This is a genomic window from Bradyrhizobium sp. ISRA430 (genome assembly GCF_029909975.1).
Classification (GTDB): domain Bacteria; phylum Pseudomonadota; class Alphaproteobacteria; order Rhizobiales; family Xanthobacteraceae; genus Bradyrhizobium.
Genome location: NZ_CP094516.1, coordinates 3606688 through 3629820, shown reverse-complemented (window position 1 = coordinate 3629820; position 23133 = coordinate 3606688). Strand labels below are relative to the sequence as shown.

The 23133-nt window shown below is 65.0% G+C and carries 17 protein-coding genes; 8 read left to right on the top strand and 9 right to left on the bottom strand.

Going from position 1 to position 23133, the window contains the following annotated elements; translation table 11 throughout:
- Position 1: 1 nt before the first annotated feature.
- The 4 genes from MTX21_RS17305 to MTX21_RS17290 all read right to left on the bottom strand — a co-directional run bounded on the left by MTX21_RS17305 (position 2) and on the right by MTX21_RS17290 (position 3064).
- Positions 2 to 1576: an AMP-binding protein gene (locus MTX21_RS17305; protein WP_280965982.1), complete on the bottom strand. Its 1575-nt coding sequence runs from the start codon at positions 1574 to 1576 to the stop codon at positions 2 to 4.
- A 33-nt stretch (positions 1577 to 1609) separates the two neighbouring features.
- Positions 1610 to 2245: a uracil phosphoribosyltransferase gene (gene upp, locus MTX21_RS17300; protein ID WP_280965981.1), complete on the bottom strand. Its 636-nt coding sequence runs from the start codon at positions 2243 to 2245 to the stop codon at positions 1610 to 1612.
- Positions 2246 to 2376: 131 nt separating this feature from the next.
- Positions 2377 to 2505, bottom strand: a complete 129-nt coding sequence (locus tag MTX21_RS17295; RefSeq protein WP_280965980.1) for a hypothetical protein — start codon at positions 2503 to 2505, stop codon at positions 2377 to 2379.
- 100 nt (positions 2506 to 2605) lie between these two features.
- On the bottom strand, positions 2606 to 3064 hold the full coding sequence (locus MTX21_RS17290; protein WP_280965979.1) for a hypothetical protein: 459 nt from the start codon (positions 3062 to 3064) through the stop codon (positions 2606 to 2608).
- A 521-nt stretch (positions 3065 to 3585) separates the two neighbouring features.
- On the opposite strand from MTX21_RS17290, the gene MTX21_RS17285 reads away from it, so the two are divergent.
- The 6 genes from MTX21_RS17285 to MTX21_RS17260 all read left to right on the top strand — a co-directional run bounded on the left by MTX21_RS17285 (position 3586) and on the right by MTX21_RS17260 (position 11883).
- Positions 3586 to 3675 carry a K(+)-transporting ATPase subunit F gene (locus MTX21_RS17285; RefSeq protein WP_280965978.1) on the top strand — a complete coding sequence of 30 codons (90 nt, stop codon included), beginning with the start codon at positions 3586 to 3588 and terminating at the stop codon, positions 3673 to 3675.
- 112 nt (positions 3676 to 3787) lie between these two features.
- Positions 3788 to 5491: a potassium-transporting ATPase subunit KdpA gene (kdpA, locus tag MTX21_RS17280; RefSeq protein WP_280965977.1), complete on the top strand. Its 1704-nt coding sequence runs from the start codon at positions 3788 to 3790 to the stop codon at positions 5489 to 5491.
- 24 nt (positions 5492 to 5515) lie between these two features.
- Entirely contained in the window at positions 5516 to 7633 is a 2118-nt protein-coding gene (gene kdpB, locus MTX21_RS17275; protein ID WP_280965976.1) for a potassium-transporting ATPase subunit KdpB, read from the top strand.
- 110 nt (positions 7634 to 7743) lie between these two features.
- Positions 7744 to 8349, top strand: coding sequence for a K(+)-transporting ATPase subunit C (locus MTX21_RS17270; protein WP_280965975.1), 606 nt, complete (start codon positions 7744 to 7746; stop codon positions 8347 to 8349).
- A gap of 124 nt (positions 8350 to 8473) precedes the next feature.
- Positions 8474 to 11197: a sensor histidine kinase KdpD gene (locus tag MTX21_RS17265; protein ID WP_280971082.1), complete on the top strand. Its 2724-nt coding sequence runs from the start codon at positions 8474 to 8476 to the stop codon at positions 11195 to 11197.
- The gene (locus MTX21_RS17260; protein WP_280965974.1) at positions 11194 to 11883 is read left to right on the top strand and encodes a response regulator transcription factor; all 690 of its coding nucleotides are present in this window, start codon (positions 11194 to 11196) and stop codon (positions 11881 to 11883) included. The genes MTX21_RS17265 and MTX21_RS17260 overlap by 4 nt, the downstream gene beginning before the upstream one ends.
- Positions 11884 to 12061: 178 nt before the next feature.
- On the opposite strand, the gene MTX21_RS17255 is transcribed toward MTX21_RS17260, so the two are convergent.
- Positions 12062 to 12946: a Ku protein gene (locus MTX21_RS17255; protein ID WP_280965973.1), complete on the bottom strand. Its 885-nt coding sequence runs from the start codon at positions 12944 to 12946 to the stop codon at positions 12062 to 12064.
- A gap of 121 nt (positions 12947 to 13067) precedes the next feature.
- On the opposite strand from MTX21_RS17255, the gene ligD reads away from it, so the two are divergent.
- A complete protein-coding gene (ligD, locus tag MTX21_RS17250) occupies positions 13068 to 15761 on the top strand; it encodes a DNA ligase D (RefSeq protein ID WP_280965972.1) in 2694 nt (897 codons plus the stop codon).
- Positions 15762 to 15852: 91 nt separating this feature from the next.
- Here ligD and MTX21_RS17245 read toward each other — a convergent pair whose 3' ends face one another.
- Positions 15853 to 16017: a DUF3309 family protein gene (locus tag MTX21_RS17245; protein ID WP_280965971.1), complete on the bottom strand. Its 165-nt coding sequence runs from the start codon at positions 16015 to 16017 to the stop codon at positions 15853 to 15855.
- Positions 16018 to 16197: 180 nt separating this feature from the next.
- On the opposite strand from MTX21_RS17245, the gene MTX21_RS17240 reads away from it, so the two are divergent.
- Positions 16198 to 16515, top strand: coding sequence for a polyhydroxyalkanoic acid system family protein (locus MTX21_RS17240; protein WP_280965970.1), 318 nt, complete (start codon positions 16198 to 16200; stop codon positions 16513 to 16515).
- 3 nt (positions 16516 to 16518) lie between these two features.
- Here MTX21_RS17240 and treY read toward each other — a convergent pair whose 3' ends face one another.
- The 3 genes from treY to glgX are packed head-to-tail and all read right to left on the bottom strand — an operon-like array spanning position 16519 to position 23133.
- Positions 16519 to 19302 (bottom strand): malto-oligosyltrehalose synthase, encoded by a 2784-nt coding sequence (treY, locus tag MTX21_RS17235; protein ID WP_280965969.1) that lies wholly within the window; start codon positions 19300 to 19302, stop codon positions 16519 to 16521.
- Between the two features lies 1 nt (position 19303).
- On the bottom strand, positions 19304 to 21058 hold the full coding sequence (treZ, locus tag MTX21_RS17230; protein ID WP_280965968.1) for a malto-oligosyltrehalose trehalohydrolase: 1755 nt from the start codon (positions 21056 to 21058) through the stop codon (positions 19304 to 19306).
- Positions 21055 to 23133 (bottom strand): glycogen debranching protein GlgX, encoded by a 2079-nt coding sequence (glgX, locus tag MTX21_RS17225; protein WP_280965967.1) that lies wholly within the window; start codon positions 23131 to 23133, stop codon positions 21055 to 21057. Before glgX ends, treZ begins: the two co-directional genes overlap by 4 nt.

Below are 23133 nucleotides of genomic sequence, written 5' to 3'. Positions count from 1 at the left end.
CCTATTCGGAAGCAATCCGTTCCATCGCCATGGTGCGAAGCCGGGTGCGTTGGATCTTGACGCCATTGGCGCTGTCGGTGACGGGGAACGCATCCACGACATAGATCCGTGCCGGGACCTTGTAGCCGGCGAGCCGCTCGCGCAGGCGCGCCACCAGTGCGTCGTGCTGTGGCGGCTCTCCGGCCGGAATGACAAAGGCGACGCAACGCGCCTGGCCCTTCAGATCGACCGCGACCACTTGGGCATCGGCGACGTCGGCACAGGCCTTGAGCTCGTCCTCGATCTCGCCCGGCGCGACCAGGAAACCGCCGAGCCGCATGGCATCGCCGGCGCGGGTCTCATAGACGAACGAACCGTCGCCGCGCAGCCGACCGATGTCGCCGGTACGGAAGAAGCCGTCCGCCGTGATCGCATCGCGCGTCGCCTCCGGATTGTTGAAATAGCCGAGGAACCGCGATGGTGCGCTGATCTCGATCTCGCCGGAGACGCCGTGAGTGGCGAGCGCGCCGGTCTCGGTGTCGCGCACGCGCACCAAAGCTTCCGGCGACATCGGCCAGCCTCCGCCCTCGATGCGGTCGGCGAAAGTGTCGCTCGGGCGGCCGATCGAGAACAGCGCCTGCACCTCGCTCGAGCCGTAGAGCCCGAACAGCGGCAGCCCGCGCGCCTCGGCCTCCGCGGCGAGCTCACGCCAGCCCGGCTGGAACGCGGCGAAGCCGAGAACTTCCACGCGCGGGAAGGGCCGGGGCACATCAGTCAGCGCGAGGATGCGACGGAACATCTCGTCGGAGCCGAAGGCGTGGGTGATGCCGTGCTCGCCCAGGATCGTCAACGCCGGCGCCGCCTCGAAGGCGTCGAGTACATGGATGGTCACGCCGCCGGCGAGGAAGGCGAGCAGGCCGGTCATGCCGAAGGTGCCGCAGAACGGCAGCATCGCCAGCATCGAATGGCGCTGCGGCGAGAGCGCCAGCGCCTTGGCAACGGAGACCGCGTGCGTGGCGAGCGTCGCTTGCGAATGCGCCACCAGCTTCGGCCCCCTGGTCGTGCCCGAGGTCGTATAGAGCAGCACCGGCAGATTGACATCGTCCTGCGGCGCCACTATCGGCGGATAGGATTTGTCGAAGGCATCGAACCGCGCGCATGACCACTGCGCGGAGATCGCGTCCGCGCCGACCACTGCAAGCTTCTGCAGTTCGGGCACGTCGGCCTTGGCGACATCGGCGAGAATGGAAGCGAAATCGATCGAGCGGAAGGCGGACTCGACGACCATCAGCTTCGCGCCGGACAGGCGGAGCAAATGGGCGACCTCCGCGCTGCGGTAGCGGGTATTGACGGCGGCAACGATCGCGCCGAGGCGGGCGGCGGCGAACAGAAGCGCGACCCATTCGATCCGGTTGACCAGCCAGACCGCGACCACGTCGCCCTTGCCGATGCCCTGAGCCGCAAGCCAGGAAGCGGTCTGGTCAATCCTGCGGGACAATTCCGCGCGCGAAACCGGCGTGCCGTCGAACACGAAGGCGGCATCGGCGGCGGATCCGGTGCCGATCAGCGATTGCAGCGATCGATCATTCTGGCGCATGGCTACCGCAGTAACCCGATCGCGCAAACCTGTCTACTTGGTGCCGAACATTCGGTCGCCGGCATCGCCGAGGCCCGGCACGATGTAGCCATGGTCGTTGAGTCGTTCGTCGATCGCGGCGGTCCAGATCGGCACGTCGGCGTGCTCCCGCTGGAACTTGGCGATGCCCTCCGGTGCTGCAAGAAGGCACACGAAGCGGATGTCGCGGGCACCGCGCGCCTTGAGCAGGGAGGCCCCGGCGCAGGCCGAGTTGCCGGTCGCGAGCATCGGGTCCATCAGGATCACGGTGCGGTCGGACAGATCCTGCGGTGCCTTGAAGTAATACTCGACTGCCTGCAGCGTATCGGGGTCGCGGTAGAGCCCGATATGAGCAATGCGCGCCGAGGGCATCAGCGCCAGCATACCGTCGAGGAAGCCGACGCCGGCGCGCAGGATCGGCGCCAGCGTGAGTTTCTTGCCGGCGATCTTCGGCGCCTGCATCGGCGCGATCGGCGTCTCGATCTCGACCAGCTCCAGCGGCAGGTCGCGCGTCACCTCGTAGCAGAGCAGCATCCCGATCTCGTTCAGGATTTCGCGGAAGCTCTTGGTCGAGCGGTCCTTCTCCCGCATCAGCGAGAGCTTGTGCTGGACCAGGGGGTGGGTGACGACGTTGACGTTGCTGCTGCTCATGGAAACCGCTCTACACGGTTCCGTGAAGTTGCGCCAGATCGGCCGGGTCTTTTCCGCCGGATAGGTGGTTCACGCCGGTATCGCGACAGCGGGTGGTGCCCGATTGCTTGGAAGCGAAGAGGTGAGGGGGGCTAAACCCCGAGCCCGCGTGCCAGAAGCATGATCACGAGCGTCAGGACGGCGCCCCAGATCAAGGTCAGCGTCATGGTCAGGATGGTGACCGTGATCGCGTGCTCCAGATTTCCCTTGAGGAGCTGCATGCTAGGCGTCCGGGGTCGGGGTCGCGGTGATGCGCAGGCCGAGCTGCAACGCGCCCATCAACGCGACCAGCATGATGATCTTGAGCGCGATCATGTTGGCCTAGCCGAAATTGTCGCAGACGAGAGGTTGATACCGTAGATCCGGCGCAGGGCGCACCAAGGGAACGCTGGGCTGCGGCACGTCCGCAGCCGATACCTGCGCTTCGACGAAAGCAGAGAGCAGTGCGAGCGACAGGTCGGCGTGACGGGCTTCGATCGCGGCGTCCAGCCAATCCGGCAACTCGCGTTCGCGCGACAGAGCGCAGTACCATTCGCCATCGTCATAGGCGACGCGCCGGACCTGCCACAGCGGCAGCTCGAGCGCCATCAGTGCCAACGCAGCGTCGGCCCAGGCCTCCGCATCGATCAGCCGCATCATGCGCTCGCTCTGCCCGAGCGACGGAAAGCGCCGGCACGCGTGGTCGATGATTTCGAGCATCAAGGGCCGCGTCATCGCATGTGCACGATGCAGCCCCTCGCTCAGCGCGAGCGGATCATAGTGTCGGAGAGCGGTGGTCATGTCAGGCCTCCTGGAATTCGGCGTCGGTCAGTCGGCCGGCCTCTCCAAGATGGCTGGATGGGCATTTGAAAACGAGATGAGGGAAGGGCGGAAGATATAGGGATTTCATAAGTGTGGGATGGGGCGTCGTGTCGTAGGTGCGAATATTGTGCTGGAAGGAGGCACCGGCCGCGCCCATTCTCCACTGTCGTCCCGGCGAAGGCCGGGACCCATACCCCCAGGCCGTCGTTGTGGCGCAAGCTTTATGAAATTCCTATAACTTCGCCATAGCCCCCATCTCGAAAACCTATGTCCGCGATGGCACTTCAGCGCGGTGAAAATCCGGCTTGTACGCCTTGTATCGCGGAGCCCTTCCGCTTTCCGCCACCGGCCGGATCCCCGAGAAGCGGTTGCGTCCAACGTCAGGGCGCAACGAGGAGCAATCCAATGATGGACGTCCTGATGCTGGCGCTGGCTGCGGCCTTCTTCGCGCTGGCGATCGGCTACACCTACGCCTGCGAACGGCTGTGACGGAGCGGATCATGATCTTCGATTATACGCTCGCCGGCGCCGTCTCGTTCGGCCTCCTGATCTACCTCACCTACGCGCTGCTGCGGCCCGAGCAGTTCTGACCGTGCTGCTCGTCGTGAAATTGTTGCTGGCGGATGCCGTGCTCGTCGCCTGCCTGCTCGCGGTGCTGCTGCCGTTGCTATGCCGGGCACCAAGCCTGAAGGGTTGATTTCCATGACTGCGATCGGTTGGCTCCAGATCATTCTCTATTGCTCCATCATCGTCGCGTTGGCCAAGCCGCTCGGCTGGTACATGACGCGCGTGTTCAACGGCGAGTGGACGTTCGTGTCGCCGGTGCTGCGTCCGATCGAAGCCGGACTCTACCGGATTTCCGGTGTTGACGAGAAGCGCGAGCAGCATTGGCTGACCTATACGGTCGCCATGCTGCTGTTCCATGTCGGCGGCTTTCTCATCATCTACGGCGTGATGCGGGTTCAGGCCATGCTACCGTTCAATCCGGCCGGGCAGGCCGCGGTCGCCGAAGACCTCTCATTCAACACGGCGATCTCCTTCATCACCAACACCAACTGGCAGAATTACGGTGGCGAGAGCACGGTGTCCTATCTCGCGCAGATGCTCGGCCTCACGCACCAGAACTTCCTGTCGGCGGCGACCGGCATCGCGCTCGCAGTGGCCTTGATCCGCGGCTTCTCGCGCGCCTCGAGGCGGACGATCGGCAATTTCTGGGTCGACGTCACCCGCACCACGCTTTATGTGCTGCTGCCGATCTGCGTTGTCTACGCGCTGTTCCTGGTCTGGCAAGGCATGCCGCAGACGCTTGGTGACTCTGTCGAGGCGACCACGCTCGAGGGCGCCAGGCAGACCATTGCGGTCGGCCCGGTCGCCTCTCAGGTCGCGATCAAGATGCTCGGCACCAATGGCGGCGGCTTCTTCAACGCCAATGCGGCGCATCCTTTCGAGAATCCGACCGCGCTGTCGAACTTCGTGCAGATGCTGTCGATCCTCCTGATCGGCGTAGCCATGACCAACGTGTTCGGCCGTATGGTCGGTAACCAGCGCCAGGGCTGGGCGATCCTGGCCGCGATGGGTGTGCTGTTCGTCGCCGGCGTCACCGTCACCTATTGGGCGGAAGCCGATGGCACGTCCACGCTCCAGGCGCTTGGTTTGACCGGCGGCAACATGGAAGGCAAGGAGGTCCGCTTCGGCATCGTCGCGTCTTCCCTGTTCGCCGTGATCACGACGGCGGCCTCCTGCGGCGCGGTCAACGCCATGCACGACAGCTTCACCGCACTTGGCGGCATGATCCCGCTGATCAACATGCAGCTTGGCGAAATCATCGTCGGCGGCGTCGGCGCCGGCCTCTACGGCATGCTGCTGTTCGTCATCCTCGCGATCTTTGTCGCAGGGCTCATGGTCGGCCGCACGCCGGAATATGTCGGTAAGAAGATCGAGGCCCGCGAGGTCAAGATGGCAATGCTCGCGATCCTGGTGTTGCCGTTGATGTATCTCGGCTGGACCGCGGTCGGCGTGGTGTATCCTGCGGCGGCCGCCTCGATGGCGAATGCCGGCCCGCATGGCTTCACCGAAGTGCTGTACGCCTTCACGTCGGCCACCGGCAACAACGGCTCCGCCTTCGCGGGCCTGACCGGCAACACCTTGTTCTACAACCTGACGCTCGCGAGCGCGATGTTCGTGGGCCGCTTCTTCATGATCGTTCCTGCCATGGCGATCGCCGGTTCGCTGGCCGGCAAGAAGTCTATCCCGCCCTCGGCTGGTACCTTCCCGACCACGGGCGGGCTGTTCGTTGGCCTCGTCGTGGGCGTGATCCTGATCATTGGCGGCCTGACCTTCTTCCCGGCGCTCGCGCTCGGCCCGATCGTCGAGCATCTCGCGATGAATGCCGGCAACGTCTTCTGAGCCAGCTCTTTCGGAGTGACCTCCATGGAACCAGTTCATAAACCCAACAAGCACATGCCGGTCTCGGCGATGCTCGATCCCAAGATCGTGGTGCCGGCCGTCGGCGCGGCGTTTACCAAGCTCGATCCGCGCGTCATGGTCAAGAATCCCGTGATGTTCGTGGTCGAGATCGTGGCTGCACTCACCACGGTGATCTTCCTGCGCGACCTCGTCAGCGGCAGTGCGAATCTCGGCTTCACCTTCCAGATCATCCTCTGGCTGTGGTTCACCGTGCTGTTCGCCAACCTCGCCGAGGCGGTGGCCGAAGGCCGCGGCAAGGCGCAGGCCGAGTCGCTGCGCAAGACGCGCACCGAGAGCCAGGCCAAGCTCCTGACCGGCTCCGGCGGAACGTTCAAGCTCGTGTCGGGCACGAGCCTCAAGGTCGGCGACATCGTGCTGGTCGAGGCCGGTGACACCATTCCCTCCGACGGCGAGGTGATCGAGGGTGTCGCCTCGGTCAACGAAGCCGCCATCACCGGCGAGTCCGCGCCGGTCATTCGCGAATCCGGCGGCGACCGCTCGGCCGTGACCGGCGGCACGCAGGTGCTGTCCGACTGGATCCGCGTCCGCATCACGGCCGCGCAGGGGGCGACCTTCATCGACCGCATGATCAAGTTGGTCGAGGGCGCCGAGCGGCAGAAGACGCCGAACGAGATCGCGCTCAACATTCTGCTCGCCGGCCTGACCATCATCTTCGTGTTCGCTACCGTCACCATTCCGAGCTACGCGGCCTATGCCGGCGGCTCGATCTCGGTGGTCGTGCTGGTGGCGCTGTTCGTGACCCTGATCCCGACCACGATCGGCGCGCTCTTGTCGGCGATTGGTATCGCAGGCATGGACCGCCTGGTGCGCTTCAACGTGCTGGCGATGTCCGGCCGAGCGGTCGAGGCGGCCGGCGACGTCGATACGCTCTTGCTCGACAAGACCGGCACCATCACGCTCGGCAACCGGCAGGCGACCGCGTTCCGCCCCGTGCGCGGCGTGACCGAGCACGAGCTTGCGGATGCCGCCCAGCTCGCCTCGCTCGCCGACGAGACGCCGGAAGGCCGCTCGATCGTCGTGCTGGCGAAGGAGAAATACGGCATCCGCGGCCGCGACATGGCTGAGCTGGGTGCGAGCTTCATCCCGTTCACGGCGCAGACTCGCATGAGCGGCGTCGATGCCGGCGGCTCGTCGGTACGAAAGGGGGCGGTCGATGCCATGCTGAACTATGTCGGTGGCGGTGCGCCGCTGGCGATCGCCTCCGGCAATGTAGCGCGGGCGATCCAGCCTGCGGCGCTTTCCGATATCGGCCGTGAGATCCAGGCCATCGCCGACGAGATCGCCAAGGCCGGCGGCACGCCGCTCGCGGTGGCTAAGGACGGCAAGCTGCTCGGCGTCATCCAGCTCAAGGACATCGTCAAGGGCGGCATCCGCGAGCGTTTCGCGGAGCTGCGCCGCATGGGCATCCGTACCATCATGATCACCGGCGATAACCCGATGACAGCCGCCGCGATCGCGGCGGAAGCCGGCGTCGACGACTTCCTGGCTCAGGCAACGCCTGAGGACAAGCTCAAGCTGATCCGCGACGAGCAGAGCAGGGGCAAGCTGGTGGCCATGTGCGGCGACGGCACCAACGACGCGCCGGCGCTCGCGCAGGCCGACGTCGGCGTCGCCATGAACACCGGCACCCAGGCCGCCCGCGAAGCCGGCAACATGGTCGACCTCGATTCCAACCCGACCAAGCTGATCGAGGTGGTCGAGATCGGCAAGCAGCTCCTGATGACACGTGGTGCGCTGACGACGTTCTCGATCGCCAACGACGTCGCAAAATACTTCGCGATCATCCCGGCGATGTTCCTGGCGTTCTACCCGCAGCTCAACGTGCTCAACGTCATGAACCTGGCGAGCCCGCAGAGCGCCATCCTGTCGGCGATCATCTTCAACGCGCTGATCATCATCGCGTTGATTCCGCTTGCGCTGAAGGGCGTGGCCTATCGTGCCGTCGGCGCCGGCGCGCTTCTGAGGCGCAACCTGTTGGTCTACGGCTTGGGCGGCATCGTCATTCCCTTCATCGGCATCAAGGCGATCGACCTTGTGGTGACTGCGCTGCATTTGGCTTGAACTGTCATTGCGAGGAGCGAAGCGACGAAGCAATCCAGACTGCCGCCACCGGAGAGATTTCTGGATTGCTTCGCTTCGCTCGCAATGACGAAAGAATTGGGAGAGACATCATGCTCAGAGAAATCCGCCCCGCCATCGTCCTCTTGCTGGCGCTGACCGCCATCACGGGCCTCGCCTATCCGCTCGCGATCACCGGCATCGCCAGCGCGCTCTTTCCCGCGCAGGCGCGGGGCAGCCTGATCGAGAAGGACGGCAAGGTGGTCGGCTCCGCCCTGATCGGGCAGAAGTTCAAGGACGACAAATATTTCCATGGCCGCCCTTCGGCGACGCTGGCGCCGGACCCGAACGATGCGACCAAGACGGTGCCAGCGCCCTACAACGCTGCCAATTCGGGCGGCTCCAACCTCGGCCCGACCAGCAAGGCGCTGGCCGACCGGCTGAAGGAAGATGTGGCGAAGCTGAAGGCGGAGAACCCGAAGGCTGCTGTGCCGGTCGACCTGGTGACGACTTCCGCCAGCGGGCTCGATCCGAACATTTCGCCGGAAGCGGCGCAATTCCAGGTGCCGCGCGTGGCGAAGGCGCGGAATATGTCCGAGGATCAGGTCACGCAGCTCGTGACGTCCCACACCGAGGGCCGCCTGCTCGGCCTGATCGGCGAGCCCCGGGTCAACGTACTGGCGCTGAATCTCTCACTGGATCGTGCTGCCGCGAAGTAGTGGTCTAGGCTCGCGGTGCTCTGATGATTATAATTCTAGGCGATGCCCGTTGCTCTCTCTCCCCGCTTGCGGGGAGAGGGGTGGGATGAGCGGGCGCACTGGTAATTTGATAGCAAGCCGCCTGATGGTCCGAGAGCGCCGTGATCCCGAACAACGTCCTTCGCCCGAGGCGCTGCTGGAAACCGCGCGCCGCGAGGAGAGCGCGAGCGGCAAGCTGAAGATCTTCGTCGGCGCCGCCCCCGGCGTCGGCAAGACCTACGAGATGCTGCAGAGCGCCCACACCAAGCGCAAGGCGGGCATCGACGTCGTGGTCGGCTTCGTCGAGACCCATGGCCGCGCCGAGACCGAGACGCTGCTGCGCGGGCTTGAGGTGATCCCGCGCAAGACGCTCGACTATCGCGGCCAGATGATCGAGGAGATGGACCTCGACGCCGTTATCGCGCGACGGCCGCAGCTCGCTTTGGTCGACGAGCTCGCCCATACGAATGCGGCCGGAAGCCGTCATCCCAAGCGCTACCTCGATGTCGAGGAGCTGCTGTCCCACGGCATCGATGTCTACACCGCCGTCAACATCCAGCACATCGAGAGCCTGAACGACGTCGTTGCCCAGATCACCCATGTGCGGGTGCGCGAGACGGTGCCGGATTCGGTGTTCGACCGTGCGGACGCGATCGAGCTGATCGACCTCACGCCTGACGACCTGATCCAGCGGCTGAAGGAAGGCAAGGTTTATGTGCCCAAACAGGCCGAGCGGGCGCTGGAGCATTACTTCTCGCCGGGCAACCTGACTGCGCTGCGCGAGCTGGCGCTGCGGCGCACGGCCGAGCGGGTCGATGAGCAGTTGCTCACCCACATGCAGGCGAATGCCATCGCTGGCCCCTGGGCTGCGGGCGAGCGCATCCTCGTCTGCGTCAGCGAGGATCCGCGCGCAGCCGGGCTCGTGCGCTACACCAAGCGGCTGGCCGACCGGCTGCACGCGCCGTTCACCGCCATCTCGATCGAGACCCGGCGCTCGCTGCAGCTCGCCGACGAGGAGCGCGACCGGCTGGCAGATACGCTTCGGCTTGCCGAATCGCTGGGTGGCGAGGCGCTGACCATTCCCGCCGTCGGCCGTCGCATCGCGGACGACGTCATCAACTTCGCGCAAAGCAACAACGTCACCCAGATCGTGATCGGCAAGTCGACGCGCTCGCGCTGGTTCGAGATGACGCGCGGCTCCGTCGTGCATGATCTCGTCCGCCGAGCCGGCAACATCAGCGTTCACGTCATTCCGGGCGACGAGCTCGCCGGCGGGCCCGCGCCGAAAACGGCGGTGCAGACCGCGGCGCGCGTCGAGCAATTCGAAGCGCTGCCCTATCTCAAGGCACTTGGCATCACTGCGCTCGGCCTTGCCGTGGCGGCTGTCATCAAGCCGCGGTTTGGAGTCGAAAACGTAGACCTGGTGTTCCTGACCGCGGTGGTGGCGGTCGCTGTGCGCTACGGCCTGTGGCCGTCGCTGCTGGCGAGCATCGCGGCCTCGCTCGCCTATAATTTCTTCTTCCTGCCGCCGGTCTACACTTTCACCATCACCGATCCGACCAATGTTGCGGCATTTTTCTTCTTCATGCTGATTGCGGTGCTGGTATCGAACGTTGCGGGACGGGTGCGTACGCAGGCCGACACCGCGATCGGGCGGATCAGGACGACCGAGCAGCTCTATGCCTTCAGCCGCAAGCTCGCCGGCACCGGCACGCTCGACGACGTGTTGTGGGCCACCGCCTACCAGACTGCGCTGATGCTGAAGGTGCGCGTGGTGCTGCTGCTGCCGGAGGATGGTCTGCTCGCGGTGAAATCCGGCTATCCGCCCGAGGATCAGCTCGACCAGGCCGATCTGGCGGCGGCCAACTGGGCCTGGAGCAACGACCGTCCCGCCGGCCGCGGCTCCGATACGCTGCCGGGCGCCAGGCGGCTGTTCCTGCCGATGCGCACCGGGCGCGCGCCGATCGGCGTCATCGGCATCGACGACGACCGCACCGGCCCGCTGCTGACGCCGGACCAGCGTCGGCTGCTCGACGCGCTGGTCGACCAGGGCGCGCTCGCGATCGAGCGCGTGCTGCTGGTCGAGGATATGGACCGGGTCAAGCGCACCATCGAGTCCGAGCGGCTGCGCTCGGCGCTCTTAACCTCGATCTCGCATGATCTCAAGACACCGCTCGCCTCGGTGCTGGGCGCGGCCTCGACCATGCGCGATCTCGCCGGCGCGCTCTCCGCCACCGAGAAGCGCGATCTGCTCGCCACCGTGATCGACGAGTCCGAGCGGCTCAACCGCTTCATCGCCAACCTCCTCGACATGACCAAGCTCGAATCCGGCGCCATCGTGCCCAACACGGCGCTGCACGATCTCGGCGAGATCGTCGGCAGTGCGCTGCGGCGGGCAGCCAAGATCCTCACCGGGCACAAAGTCGAGCTGCTGCTGGCCGCCGATCTGCCGATGCTCGAGCTCGACGCGGTGCTGTTCGAGCAGGTGCTGTTCAACCTGCTCGATAATGCAGCCAAATATTCGCCACAGGACACCACGATCTTGATCAGGAGCCAACGCGACACGGATCAGGTGCTCCTCCAGGTCGCCGACGAAGGCGCCGGCATCCCGCCCGACGAGCTCGAGAGTGTATTCGACAAGTTCTATCGCGTGCAGAAGGGGGATCATGTCCGTCCCGGCACCGGGCTTGGCCTGGCCATCTCACGCGGCTTCGTCGAGGCGATGCGCGGCACGATCTCGGCCGCCAACCGCAGCGACCGGAGCGGCGCCGTCCTGACCATCCGTCTGCCTGTTCCGGCACAGGCCCACGCATTGGATACCGCCGCATGAGTGCTGCCTCGATCAAGGTCCTGGTCATCGACGACGAGCCGCCGATCCGTAAATTGCTGCGGATGGGGCTTGCGACGCAGGGCTATGAGATATTGGAGGCATCGAACGGGAAAATCGCGCTGGAAAAGCTCACTGAAGGGCCGGCGTTGATCATCCTCGACCTCGGCCTGCCCGACATCCAGGGCCACGAGCTGTTGCGCACCATTCGCGCCCGCAATGAGGACGTTCCGATCGTGGTGCTGTCGAGCCGCGGCGACGAGGCCGGCAAGGTGCAGGCGCTCGATCTCGGCGCCGATGACTACCTTACGAAGCCGTTCGGCATGGACGAGCTCTTGGCGCGCCTGCGTGCGGCGCTGCGCCACCAGCTCCAGGTCAAGGGCGAGCGCCCGGTGTTCCGCACCGGCGATCTCTCCGTCGATCTCGTGCGCCGCATCGTCAAGCTGGGCGAGCGCGAGGTGAAGCTGTCACCGAAGGAGTACGACCTCCTGCGCGTGCTGGTCCAGCACGCCGGCAAGGTGCTCACCCATCGCCTTCTCCTTAAGGAGCTCTGGGACGAGCTGACCGATGCACAATACCTGCGCGTCTATGTCCGTCAGCTCCGGCAGAAGATCGAAGCCGACCCGGAGCGTCCGCAATACGTGCTGACAGAGACGGGGATCGGGTATCGGTTGAAGGCGGGGGACTGAGGCGAGCCGTCACCGCGCGGGGATGGACATGGATGCCCGGGTCAAGCCTCGGGCATGACGACTGAGGTTGGAGCGCGAATCTCCTTCAACATCGTCATTGCGAGCGCAGCGAAGTAATCCAGAGTCCCTCCGCGGAACGATTCTGGATTGCTTCGCTGCGCTCGCAATGACGATTCTATCAGCTCGCCTTGCGATGCCTGGCCGTGGATCGGTGCGCTTTCTTCGCGCTGCGATGCCGTCCGGTGGTGCGGCGTGCATGGGACTTGGCTCTCGTCCGTCCTCCACCGCGCCCCTTCAAGCTCTGCTTCAGCGCATCCATGAGGCTCACGACGTTGCTCGGCCGCTCCTCGGGCTCTGGAAGTTCGATCTTCTTGCCCGCGGCCTTCCGCTTCACCAACGCCTTCAATGCGTCCTCGTATTCGTCCTTGAATTTGCTTGGGTCGAAATGCGCGGTCTTGGTGTGCAGGATGTGGCCGGCGAGCTCGACCATGTCCTTGGTGATCTTGGGGCTCTTGATGTCGTCAAAGAACTGGTCCTCGTCGCGCAGCTCGTAGGGGTAGCGCAGCGTGGTGCCGAGCAGGCCCTTGCCGAGCGGCTCGATCGCCATGACATGCTCGCGGTTGGTAAGCACGATCTTGGCGAGCGCGACGCGATCCTGATTCTCCATGGCGTCGCGGATCACGGCAAACGCGTCGATCGCGGCCTTGCCGTCGGGCGCGATGTAATAGGGATGGTTGAGGTAGCGCTGGTCGATCTCGTCGCTCGGCACGAAACTCTCGATGTCGATGGTGTGATTGCTTTCGATCTGGACCGCCTCGAGCTCCTCCGGCTCGATCTCGACATACTTGCCCTTGCGCAGCTCGTAGCCGCGCCCTTTCTGATCGCTTTCGACGACGTCGCCGGTCTCGGCATCGACCATCTGCTGTTTGAGCCGGTTTCCGGTCTCCCGGTTGATAAGGTGAAACCGCGTCTTCTGGGCTGCAGTCGCGGCCGGATAGAGCGCGACTGGGCAACTGACCAGCGACAGTTTCAACGACCCTTTCCAGTAGGCGCGGGGAGCCATTCCAATCTCCGGCGTTTTCAGGGCTTTTTCGGAACTCCAACCCGTGCTTCGGGTTTTGGTTCCGGGTGGGACACAGGTCGTGATAGGCTTGAATGCGCCTGAGAAACATGCGGGACAGGTCGTGCTGAGAAACCTTTCCACCTACCGAAAGAAACGGGATTTCGAGATCACGCCGGAGCCGTCGGGTGAAACGGCGGTCGCGCCGTCGAAGCAACGGCGGTTCGTGATCCAGAAGCACGATGCGACGCGGCTGCACTACGACTTTCGTCTCGAATTCGACGGCGTCTTCAAGTCCTGGGCGGTGACCAAGGGACCATCGCTCGATCCCCACGACAAGCGGCTGGCGGTCGAGGTCGAGGATCACCCGCTCGACTATGGCGATTTCGAAGGCACGATTCCGGAAGGCCAGTATGGCGGCGGGACGGTCATGCTGTGGGACCGCGGCTATTGGGAATCCGAAGATCCCGAGGGCGGCTTCAAGAAGGGCGACCTTAAATTCACCCTGCACGGTGACAAGCTGCACGGGAGCTGGGTTCTCGTGCGCATGCGCAACGATCGCACCGGCGGAAAGCGCACCAACTGGCTGCTGATCAAGCACCGCGACGAATATGTCCGCGAGGGTGCCGACAACGACATCCTCGACGAGGACAAGTCGGTCGCTTCCGGGCGCGCCATGGAGCAGATTGCGGAAGGCAAGGGCCGCGCGCCCAAGCCGTTCATGCTGGCAAAGGGCGCAAAGGTCGCAAAAGGCAAGGCTGATGCGGTGTGGCACTCCAACCGTGCCGAAGAAACCAGGGGGCGTACCGTCAAACCGGCGCCCCGCACGGCGTTGAAAGGTGGCAAGGCTGCAAGGAAGGCGACGACGGCGGACGTCAGGAAAGTTTCGGAGATGCCGGACTTCGTCGCGCCGCAGCTCTGCACGCCGGTCGAGCGTCCGGCGGCCGGCGAAGGCTGGTGTCACGAGATCAAGTTCGACGGCTATCGCGTGCAGCTTCGGGTCGAGGACGGCAAGGCGACGCTGAAGACCCGCAAGGGCCTGGACTGGAGCGACAAGTTCACCTCGATCGTCAAGGAGGCCGGTGCGCTGCCGGACGTGATGATCGACGGCGAGATCGTCGCGCTCGACCACAATGGCGCTCCGAACTTCTCCTCGCTTCAGGCGGCGCTGTCGGACGGCAAGACCGGTGATCTCATCTTCTTCGTCTTCGATCTCCTGTTCGCAGAAGGGCTCGATTTTCGCCGGCTGCCGCTTGGCGAGCGCAAGGCCCGCCTCAAGGAGCTGTTGGGGGCGCGCAAGAGGAAGTCGGGACAGATCCGCTTCGTCGAGCATTTCGAGAGCGGGGGCGACGCGGTGCTGCGGTCCGCCTGCAAGCTCGAGCTCGAAGGCGTGGTGTCGAAGAGGCTCGACGCACCCTATCGCTCCGGCCGTACCGAGAGCTGGACCAAGTCGAAATGCCGCGCCGGCCATGAGGTCGTGATCGGCGGCTACAAGACCACGAACGGCAAATTCCGCTCGCTGATGGCGGGCGTGCATCGTGGTGATCACCTCGCCTTTGTCGGCATCGTCGGCACAGGCTTCGGCGCCGACAAGGTCAAGCGCATCATGCCGCTCCTCAAGGAGGTGACCTCTAACGAGAGTCCCTTCGGCGGCAAGAACGCGCCGAAGAAGAGTCGCGACGTGCACTGGCTGAAGCCGGAGCTCGTCGCCGAGATCGAGTTTGCCGGCTTCACCGCCGACGGCAACATCCGCCAGGCGGCGTTCAAGGGCCTGCGGCAGGATAAGCCGGCCGAGGAGGTCGAGGCCGAAACCCCTGTCGATACAGAGCTGGCGGAGCCGTCTCCCGGCGCACGGAAGAAGTCGCGCGCCAAGACGACATCCGGCGTCCGGTCGAAGCCGGCCGCAGAGAATGCCGAGGTCATGGGTGTCGTCATCTCCAAGCCGGACAAGGAGCTCTGGCCCGACGACGGCGATGGCGAGCCGGTCACCAAGCTGGACCTCGCGCGCTATCTCGAAGCCGTCGGCGAGTGGATGATCGTGCATCTGAAGGGACGGCCGTGCTCCCTGATCCGGGCGCCCGATGGCATCAAGGGCGAGTCCTTCTTCCAGCGCCACGCCATGCAGGGGACCTCGAACCTGCTGGAGCTCGCAAAGGTCTCCGGCGATCGCAAGCCGTATTTGCAGATCGATCGCATCGAGGGGCTCGCGGCCGTGGCGCAGATCGGGGGCGTCGAGCTGCATCCCTGGAATTGCGCGCCTTACGCTTATGACACGCCCGGCCGTCTGGTGTTCGATCTCGATCCGGCGCCGGATGTCGATTTCGCCGGCGTCGTCGCGGCGGCAAAGGAGATGCGGCAGCGGCTTGCCGATGTCGGCATGGAGAGTTTTTGCAAGACCACCGGCGGCAAGGGCCTGCATGTGGTGGTGCCGCTGCTGCACGGCGCGCGCGACAAGGTGAGCTGGAAGGAGGCCAAGGCCTTCGCGCAAGGGATCTGCCGGTGGATGGCCGACAACGATCCCGAGCGCTACCTGCTCAATATGTCGAAGAAGCTGCGCAATGGAAAGATCTTCCTCGACTACCTGCGCAATGACCGCATGTCGACGGCAGTGGCTCCGCTGTCGCCGCGTGCGCGCGCGGGTGCCACGGTCTCGATGCCGCTGACCTGGGCGCAGGTGAAGAGCGATCTTGATCCGAAGCGATATACGCTGCGCACCGTCCCTGGCTTGCTCGCGCGCTCGAAAGCATGGGAGGGATACGAGGATGCGGCGACGTCGATCAAGGCGGCGATGAAGAAGCTGACGGCGAAGGTGAAGTAGGGCTCGCCGCACAGCACCCTTCGCGTTGTATTTGCGAAATTCGTAGGTGGGTTAGCGAAGCGTAACCCACCCTACGAGATCATGTGTGCGGCTAGATTCGTCCCAGCAAAAGCAGTATCAGCAGGATGACGATGATAAGCCCAAGGCCGCCGCCGCCGTAATAGCCGGTGCCGTAGAACGGGCCGCCGCCGATGCCGCTGAAGCCGCCGAGCAGGGCGATGATCAAAATGATCAGAATGATCGTACCGATCGTCATGCCAAATCTCCTCCAGCCCTTGGTCAAAAAGGGTCGCTTGCACTTGTCCTCCGCTGGGGGCAACTTGCCGCAAGTTTGTTCGTTCCGGTTGTGAAACGCGATCGCAGAGCCGATTTCCTTGGAACCTTTGCCGTTTCGGTCGGCATGACTACGTGAGGATCATTCAGCGCGGGGCGGACCATGTCAGCACCGTTTGTCGTTTCAATTCCGCACCGTCTCGGCCGCGAGGAGGCGGTGCGCCGGCTCAAATCCGGACTCGGTCGTGCGGCGGCCAGCATTCCCGTGATGCAGGTCGAAGAAGAGCGCTGGAGCGGGGACAGCATGAACTTCCGCGTTCGCGCGCTTGGGCAGATCGCGAGCGGCCAGATCGACGTTGCCGACGATCATGTCCGGGTCGAGGTGGTGCTGCCATGGCTGTTGCAGCGCTTCGCCGAGATGGCGCAGGCCACCATCCGCAAGCGCGGACAATTGCTGTTGACCAAGGACGACAAAAGATAGAGTTCAGGCGAGGACGCGCTGCCGGGCCGGCTTCGCGATGCTGGCGGTGCGCGCCCCGATCACTGCTGCGGGAAAATCGCGGAAGGCCTGCGCGATCGGCAGTTGGTTGCCGGTGAGGTGAGGTGCGGTGTAGCCGGTCATGTCGACGGTCGCGTCGAGGCCTTCGAACGCAGGCCATTCGCGTCCCACCTGGGTGAAGGGTGCAAACAGACGTCCGACCACAGTGATCACCGCTGCGCGTCCGCGCCGGCGGGCGAAGGCGATGACATGATCCGCATGCGCGCCGCGGACCTCCAGCGGCCGGTAGTCGCCATGGCCGAAGACGTCGGCGAGCTCAGTGCGCAGCCTGAGCAGATGCCGCGTCCAGGCGAGCTTGAGCTGGCCGTCCGGCCAGGTCTTGATCAGGTGGCTCCAGTCCGGAGCCTCGAGTGACGCCAGGGCCGCATGTCGGCTGGCAAAGTCCACGGGACGGCGGTTGTCGGGATCGACCAGCGACAGGTCCCACAATTCGGTGCCCTGATAGAGATCCGGAACGCCCGGCAGCGTCGCCTTGAGCGTGATCTGGCTGAGGGAATTCAACGCGCCGAGCAGTGCCACGCGCCGCGCCAGGGTTTGCAGCGTGTCCAGGAACTCGCCGGACTGTGCGGGATCGAGGATCTTTTCGACGAAGCTGCGCACACCCTGCTCATAGGCCTCGTGCGGGTTGAGCCAGCTCGTCTCCTCCTTGCCTTCGCGCGCAGCCTTGAGCGCATAGGCCTGGATGCGCTCGGTGAAGTCGGCGCCAGGCCCCTGCAGCGGCCAGGCCCCCAGCAGGGTCTGGTAGAGCATGTATTCGAACGTCGCCGAAGGCGCGCGCATGTTGCCGCGGAGGGCAAGGTGCGGCGCGTTCATGACCTTCCAGCGCGCCACCGCGCTGGTCCATTCGCCGGGGATTTCGCTGAGCGCGGCAATCCGAGCGCGGGCGTCCTCGCCGCGCTTGGTGTCATGCGTTGCGGTTGCGGTTAGGCCGTGCGGCCATTCCCTGGCGCGGGCCTGCATGGTCTGATGGAAGGCGGGGAGCGCAAGCCCGTTGCTCGCGGGATCGCCGCCGACCTCGTTGAGCGCGAGCAACCGGTGGAATTGGTAGAAGGCGGTGTCTTCGAGCGACTTCGCCATCATCGGTCCGGTGAATTGCTGCACCTTCAGCGCAAAGCGGCGCACGCGCGGGGTGCTGTGCCGCGGCCGGTCCGGCCTCAGCAGGTCCATGGTGAGGGCGTCGCGCAGGAAGTCGAAAATGCCGTCGTCCGCGGCGAACCACTCCGCCCGCGCGCTTTCGATGGTCTCGTCTATCAGCTTGCGATCATGCGCGCTCGGTGCGCCCGTCGTGAGATAGGTGCGGTAGACCGGAAAATGCAGCACATAGAGCTCGAGCGCCTGCCGCAGGCTGTCCTCGGAGAAGTCGCGGGTCGAGTAATGCCCGTTGGCGATGCGCGCGAGCAGCCGCGTCAGCACGGTGAATTCGCTGGTCAACAGCGTCTCCAGCACCCGTCGCTTGGCCTCCTTGACGTAAGGCGCAAGCCGCGGCGCGCGGTTGCTGACCTGCCGCCAGGTCTCGTTCAGTGCCTCCAGTCCCCTGGCGTCGACCAGCACCTGGATGATGACGTTCATCCACTCATAGCCGGTGGTGCCCTGTATCCCGGCAAAGCGCGGCAGGCGTTCGTGCTCGCACAGGATCTTCTCGATCACGGTGTAGAACGGCTTTGTGGTGCCTTGCGCGTCGCGCACAAGCCGGCGCAGCCGTTGGCAATATTGCGCGGGATCGCGCAGGCCGTCGATGTGGTCGAGGCGCAAGCCCTGCAATTTGCCGTCCGCAACGAGTTGCTTTACCAGCCGGTGCGTGGCCGCGAACGTGCCGGGATCTTCGACCCGCAGGCCGGCGAGCCCGTTGATGTCGAAGAAGCGGCGATAGTTGATGTCGCTGGAGGCGAGCCGCCAGTGGCCGAGCTTGTAGTGCTGGCGTTCGAGCAGATGGTGCAGCGCCAGTGTCGGCGCCGGGCGATCCTTGGCGGCGCGATAGGCGCCAAGGCCGCGTACGATGATGTCTGCGCCATCAGCGTTCTCCTTGAGCTCGACCTTGAACGCAGGCGCTTCCTTGCGGTTGGGGCGGCGCAGCCCCGTGTAGCGGGTGGCGAGCGCGAGCAGGCGCTTGCCGGCGTCTGTTTCGGCGGCGTCTGCCTCCTTCACGACCATCCGCAGCACTTCGCCATAGCGCTCCGGCGCGATCGGCAGGCGATGCTCGTAATACCAGGCCGAGAAGCTGCCTTCGTTGGGATCGTAGCGCAATTCGATTTCGCCGCGCTCGAGCGCTTCGCCGTAGGACACGCCGAGGATCGGCAGCAGCACGCCGCCGCGGGCGCGGTAGGGCAACTGGTCCCAGTCGATGTCAAACGAGACCGCATGCGGCGAAGCCTGTCCCCATTCCAGCACGTCCAGCCACCAGGGATTGTCGGCAAAATGCACGCCGACATGGTTGGGTACGAAATCGATGATCAGGCCGAGATCATGCTTTACCAGCGTCTCACTCAGCCGCGCAAAGCCGGCCTCGCCGCCGAGCTCGGGATTGAGCTGGCTGTGATCGACGATGTCGTAGCCGTGGGTCGAGCCCTTGCGGGCCTTCATCACCGGTGAGGCGTAGAGATGCGTGACGCCGAGCGCTTTGAGGTAAGGGACAACCTCGGCGGCCTTGTCGAAATCGAAATCTGCGGTGAGCTGAAGCCGATAGGTGGCAAGGGGGCTAGCGGGAGGCATGCTAACCTCCGAGACGCCAGTGCACTGCCCAGGGCGGGAGGCGGTCGCCGGCTGCACTGCCCCAGATCGGTGTGCCTGCGCTCTCGCTGGAATGCGTGATCTCGTGGTCCGAGAGATTGGCGGTGAGGCGCAGCATCGCGCCGTCCCCCATGCGCCAATGTGCGGTCAAAAGACCATTGTCGGTGGTCTCGGCGTTGCCGAAGACCGCGCCCTTCAGCCGTGGTGCGATCTCCCTGCGGCGAAGCGCGAGCAGCTCCCGCACCAGAGCCAGTCGTGCCTGCTGCTCGGGCGTGCGCGACGTCCAGTCGAGCACGGCCGATTGCGGCGTTGCTGGGTCGAGCGGGTCTGGGACCTCGTCGCCATATTTTTCGTAAGCCCAGGCATATTCCTGCCGACGTCCCTTGCGCACGGCATCTGCAAGCCCGCCCTGGAAATCGCAGAAGAACGGGAAGGGCACCGTCGAGCCCCATTCCTCGCCCATGAACAGCATTGGTATCATGGGAGCGAGAAGCGTGACGGCGAGCGCGGCCTCGACCTTTTGCGGCGATGCCAGGCTCTCGAGCCGGTCGCCGAGCGGGCGGTTGCCGATCTGGTCATGGTTCTGGAGGAAATTGACGAAGGTCGCCAGCGGCAGCGCGCCGCTCGGCTCGCCGCGCGGCTTGTTGCCCCAGAATTCGGAGATCTCGCCCTGATAGACGAAGCCCGAGGCCAGCGCGCGCGCAAGATCGAGGCGCGGCGTCTGATAGTCGGCGTAGTAGCCGGCGAGCTCCCCCGTCAACATCACATGCCAGACGTGGTGATAGTCGTCGTTCCACTGCGCGCGATACTTGCCGTTGGGCGGCTCCTGCGCGGCGTCGAGCAGGCTCGCGCGGTTGTCGCCGTTCTCCAGCACGAGATGGATGTGCCGCCCCGTCGCCTTGGCGAGCTCGCCGGTGGCGACGCTGAGATCGTGCAGCATCGACGACTCGCCGGGAAGCGCCATGATGTGGTTGGCGGCGTCCAGCCTCAGGCCGTCGAAACGGTAGTCGCTGAGCCAGGCGAGCGCATTCTCGACCGCGAAGGCCCGCACCTGCGGCACGCGATAGTCGATCGTGCTGCCCCAGGGCGTGTGCGCGTCCGTGAAGAAGGTCGGCGCGTAGCGGCTGAGGTAATTTCCCTCGGGGCCGAAGTGATTATAGACGACATCGAGAAACACCATGAGGCCGCGCAGATGCGCCTCGTCGATCAGCGTCTTCAGGTCTTCGGGGCGGCCGTAGGCGCTGTCGGGCGCGTACCAGAGCACGCCGTCGTAGCCCCAGCCCCGGCGGCCGGCGAAATCGGCCAGCGGCATCAACTCCAGCGCGGTGACGCCGGTGCCGGCCAGATGATCGAGCTTGTCGATCATGGCACGGTAAGTGCCTCGCGGCGTGAAGGTGCCGACATGGGTCTCGATCAGGACCGTCTCTTCCCAAGGGCGGCCGCGCCAAGCATCTGCGCGCCAGGCGAAGCTTGCGTGATCGATCACCTCACTCGGGCCGAACACGTCCTCGGGCTGGAAGGCCGAGGCCGGATCGGGCACGTCGATCTCGTCGTCGATCCTGAATTTGTAGCGGCTGCCGGCCGTCAGGCCGTGGACCTCGGCCACGTACCAGCCGTCGTCGCGCCGGCGCATGGCATGTCGGCGGTCGAGCAGGAGGTCGACGCGTCTGGCGGCGGGCGCCCAGAGCCGGAACGACACGCCGTCTTTGGTCGATCTTGCACCGAAGGAGGGCCTCATAGCGCGCCCGCGAAGGCGACCACGGAGCGCGGCGGCGCCTTACTGTCGCTTCCGGGCTGGAATTCGATCGTGTTCAGCTTGGCCTCAGTCGTGTTCAGGATCTGCTGCCAGCTCTTGTGTTCGGTCATCTTGGGCAACTTGAATGCGATCTCTTCGGGCGCGGCGTTCAGGACAATAAAGATCGCAGGCCCGCCCGGTTCCATCGGCCCCATCACATAAGAGAGGAAGCGCCCTTCGGGGAAATTCCAGTCGCTCTCCTTCATCTCCTCGCCGGCCGGGGTGAGCCACAAGACCCCATAGGATGAGCCCTCCGTGGGACGGCCATCGAGCCAGCGGTGGCTGCGGAGCTGCGAGAAGCGCCGGCGGATTTCGGCAAGATGGGCGACGAAATCGACCATGTCCTCGCCTTCCTTGCCGAGATTGTCCCAGCCGATCCAGCCGATCTCGTTGTCCTGGCAATAGGCGTTGTTGTTACCGGATTGCGAGTTGCCGACCTCGTCGCCGGCGAGGATCAGCGGCACGCCCTGCGCCAACATCAGGCAGGCCAGCACGTTCTTGCGGAGCTGGCGGCGCAGACCGAGGATATTGGGATCGTCGGTCGGGCCTTCAACACCGCAATTGTTGCTGTGGTTGTCGTTGGAGCCGTCGCGATTGTCCTCGCCATTGGCCTCGTTGTGCTTCTCATTGTAGCTGAAGAGGTCGGCGAGCGTGAAGCCGTCGTGGACAGTGATGTGATTGATGCTGGCGCGCAGCCGCCGTCCGTCGTGGTTGAACAGGTCGGAGGACGCCGTCATGCGGCTGGAGATGTCGCCGATCAGGCTGCCTTCACCACTCCAGTAGCGGCGCATGGCGCTGCGATAGCGGTCGTTCCACTCCGACCATTGCGAGGGGAATGCACCGACCTGGTAGCCGCCGAGCCCGAGGTCCCAGGGCTCGGCCACGAGCTTGACGGTGGCTAGCACCGGATCCTGCCGGATGGCGGTCAGGAACGAGCTGCCGCGATCATAGCCGTTCGGGCCGCGCGCCAGCGTGGTGGCGAGGTCGAAGCGGAAGCCGTCGACATGGCAGACCTCGACCCAGTAGCGCAGCGAATCCATCACCATCTGAAGTACGCGCGGATGGGTGATGTTCACCGACGAGCCGCAGCCGGTGAAGTCGTCGTAGTAGCGCGGATTCTCGCGGTTCAGCCAGTAATAGGAGGCGTTGTCGATGCCGCGGTAGCACAGCGTCGGCCCCAGATGATTGCCTTCCGCGGTGTGATTGTAGACGACGTCGAGCATCACCTCGATGCCGGCATCGTGCAGGCGCGCGACCGTGGTGCGGAAGGAGTCGAGCGCATTGTCCTGGGCGTAGCGGGACTCGGGCGCGAAGAAGGACAGCGTGTTGTAGCCCCAGTAATTGGCGAGCTTCTTCTCCACCAGGATACGATCGTCGACGAAGCTGTGGATCGGCAGCAACTCGACCGTGGTGACGCCGAGCCGCTTCAAGTGCTCGATCATCGCGGGCGACGACAGGCCGCCATAGGTACCGCGCAGGTTCGGCGGCACGTCGTCGCGCTTCTGCGTCAGGCCTTTGACGTGAGCCTCGTAGATGACGGTGTCTTCCCAGGCGATGTGAGGCCTGCTCTCGCGACGGCCCCAGTTAAAGGTCTCGTCGACTACGACCGCCTTGGGCATGCCGCGCGCGTTGTCGCGGCGGTCGAAGGACAGGTCCCAGCGCGGGCTGCCGGTGCGGTAGGCGAAATGCGCGTCGCTCCAGACCAGGCGTCCGGCGAGCCGCTTGGCATAGGGGTCGAGCAGCAGCTTGTTGGCGTTGAAGCGGTGGCCGTGCTCGGGCTCGTAGGGTCCGTGCACGCGATAGCCGTAGAGCTGGCCCGGCGAAACGTCATTGAGATAGCCGTGCCAGACGTCCTCGGTGCGTTCTGGCAATTCGATGCGCTCGAGCTCGCGGCGGCCCTGGCTGTCAAACAGGCACAGCTCGACCTTCTGCGCGTTGGCGGAGAACAGCGCGAAATTGGTGCCGCGTCCGTCCCAGCTTGCACCGAGGCGTGCGGACGATCCGGCGGTCAGGCGCAT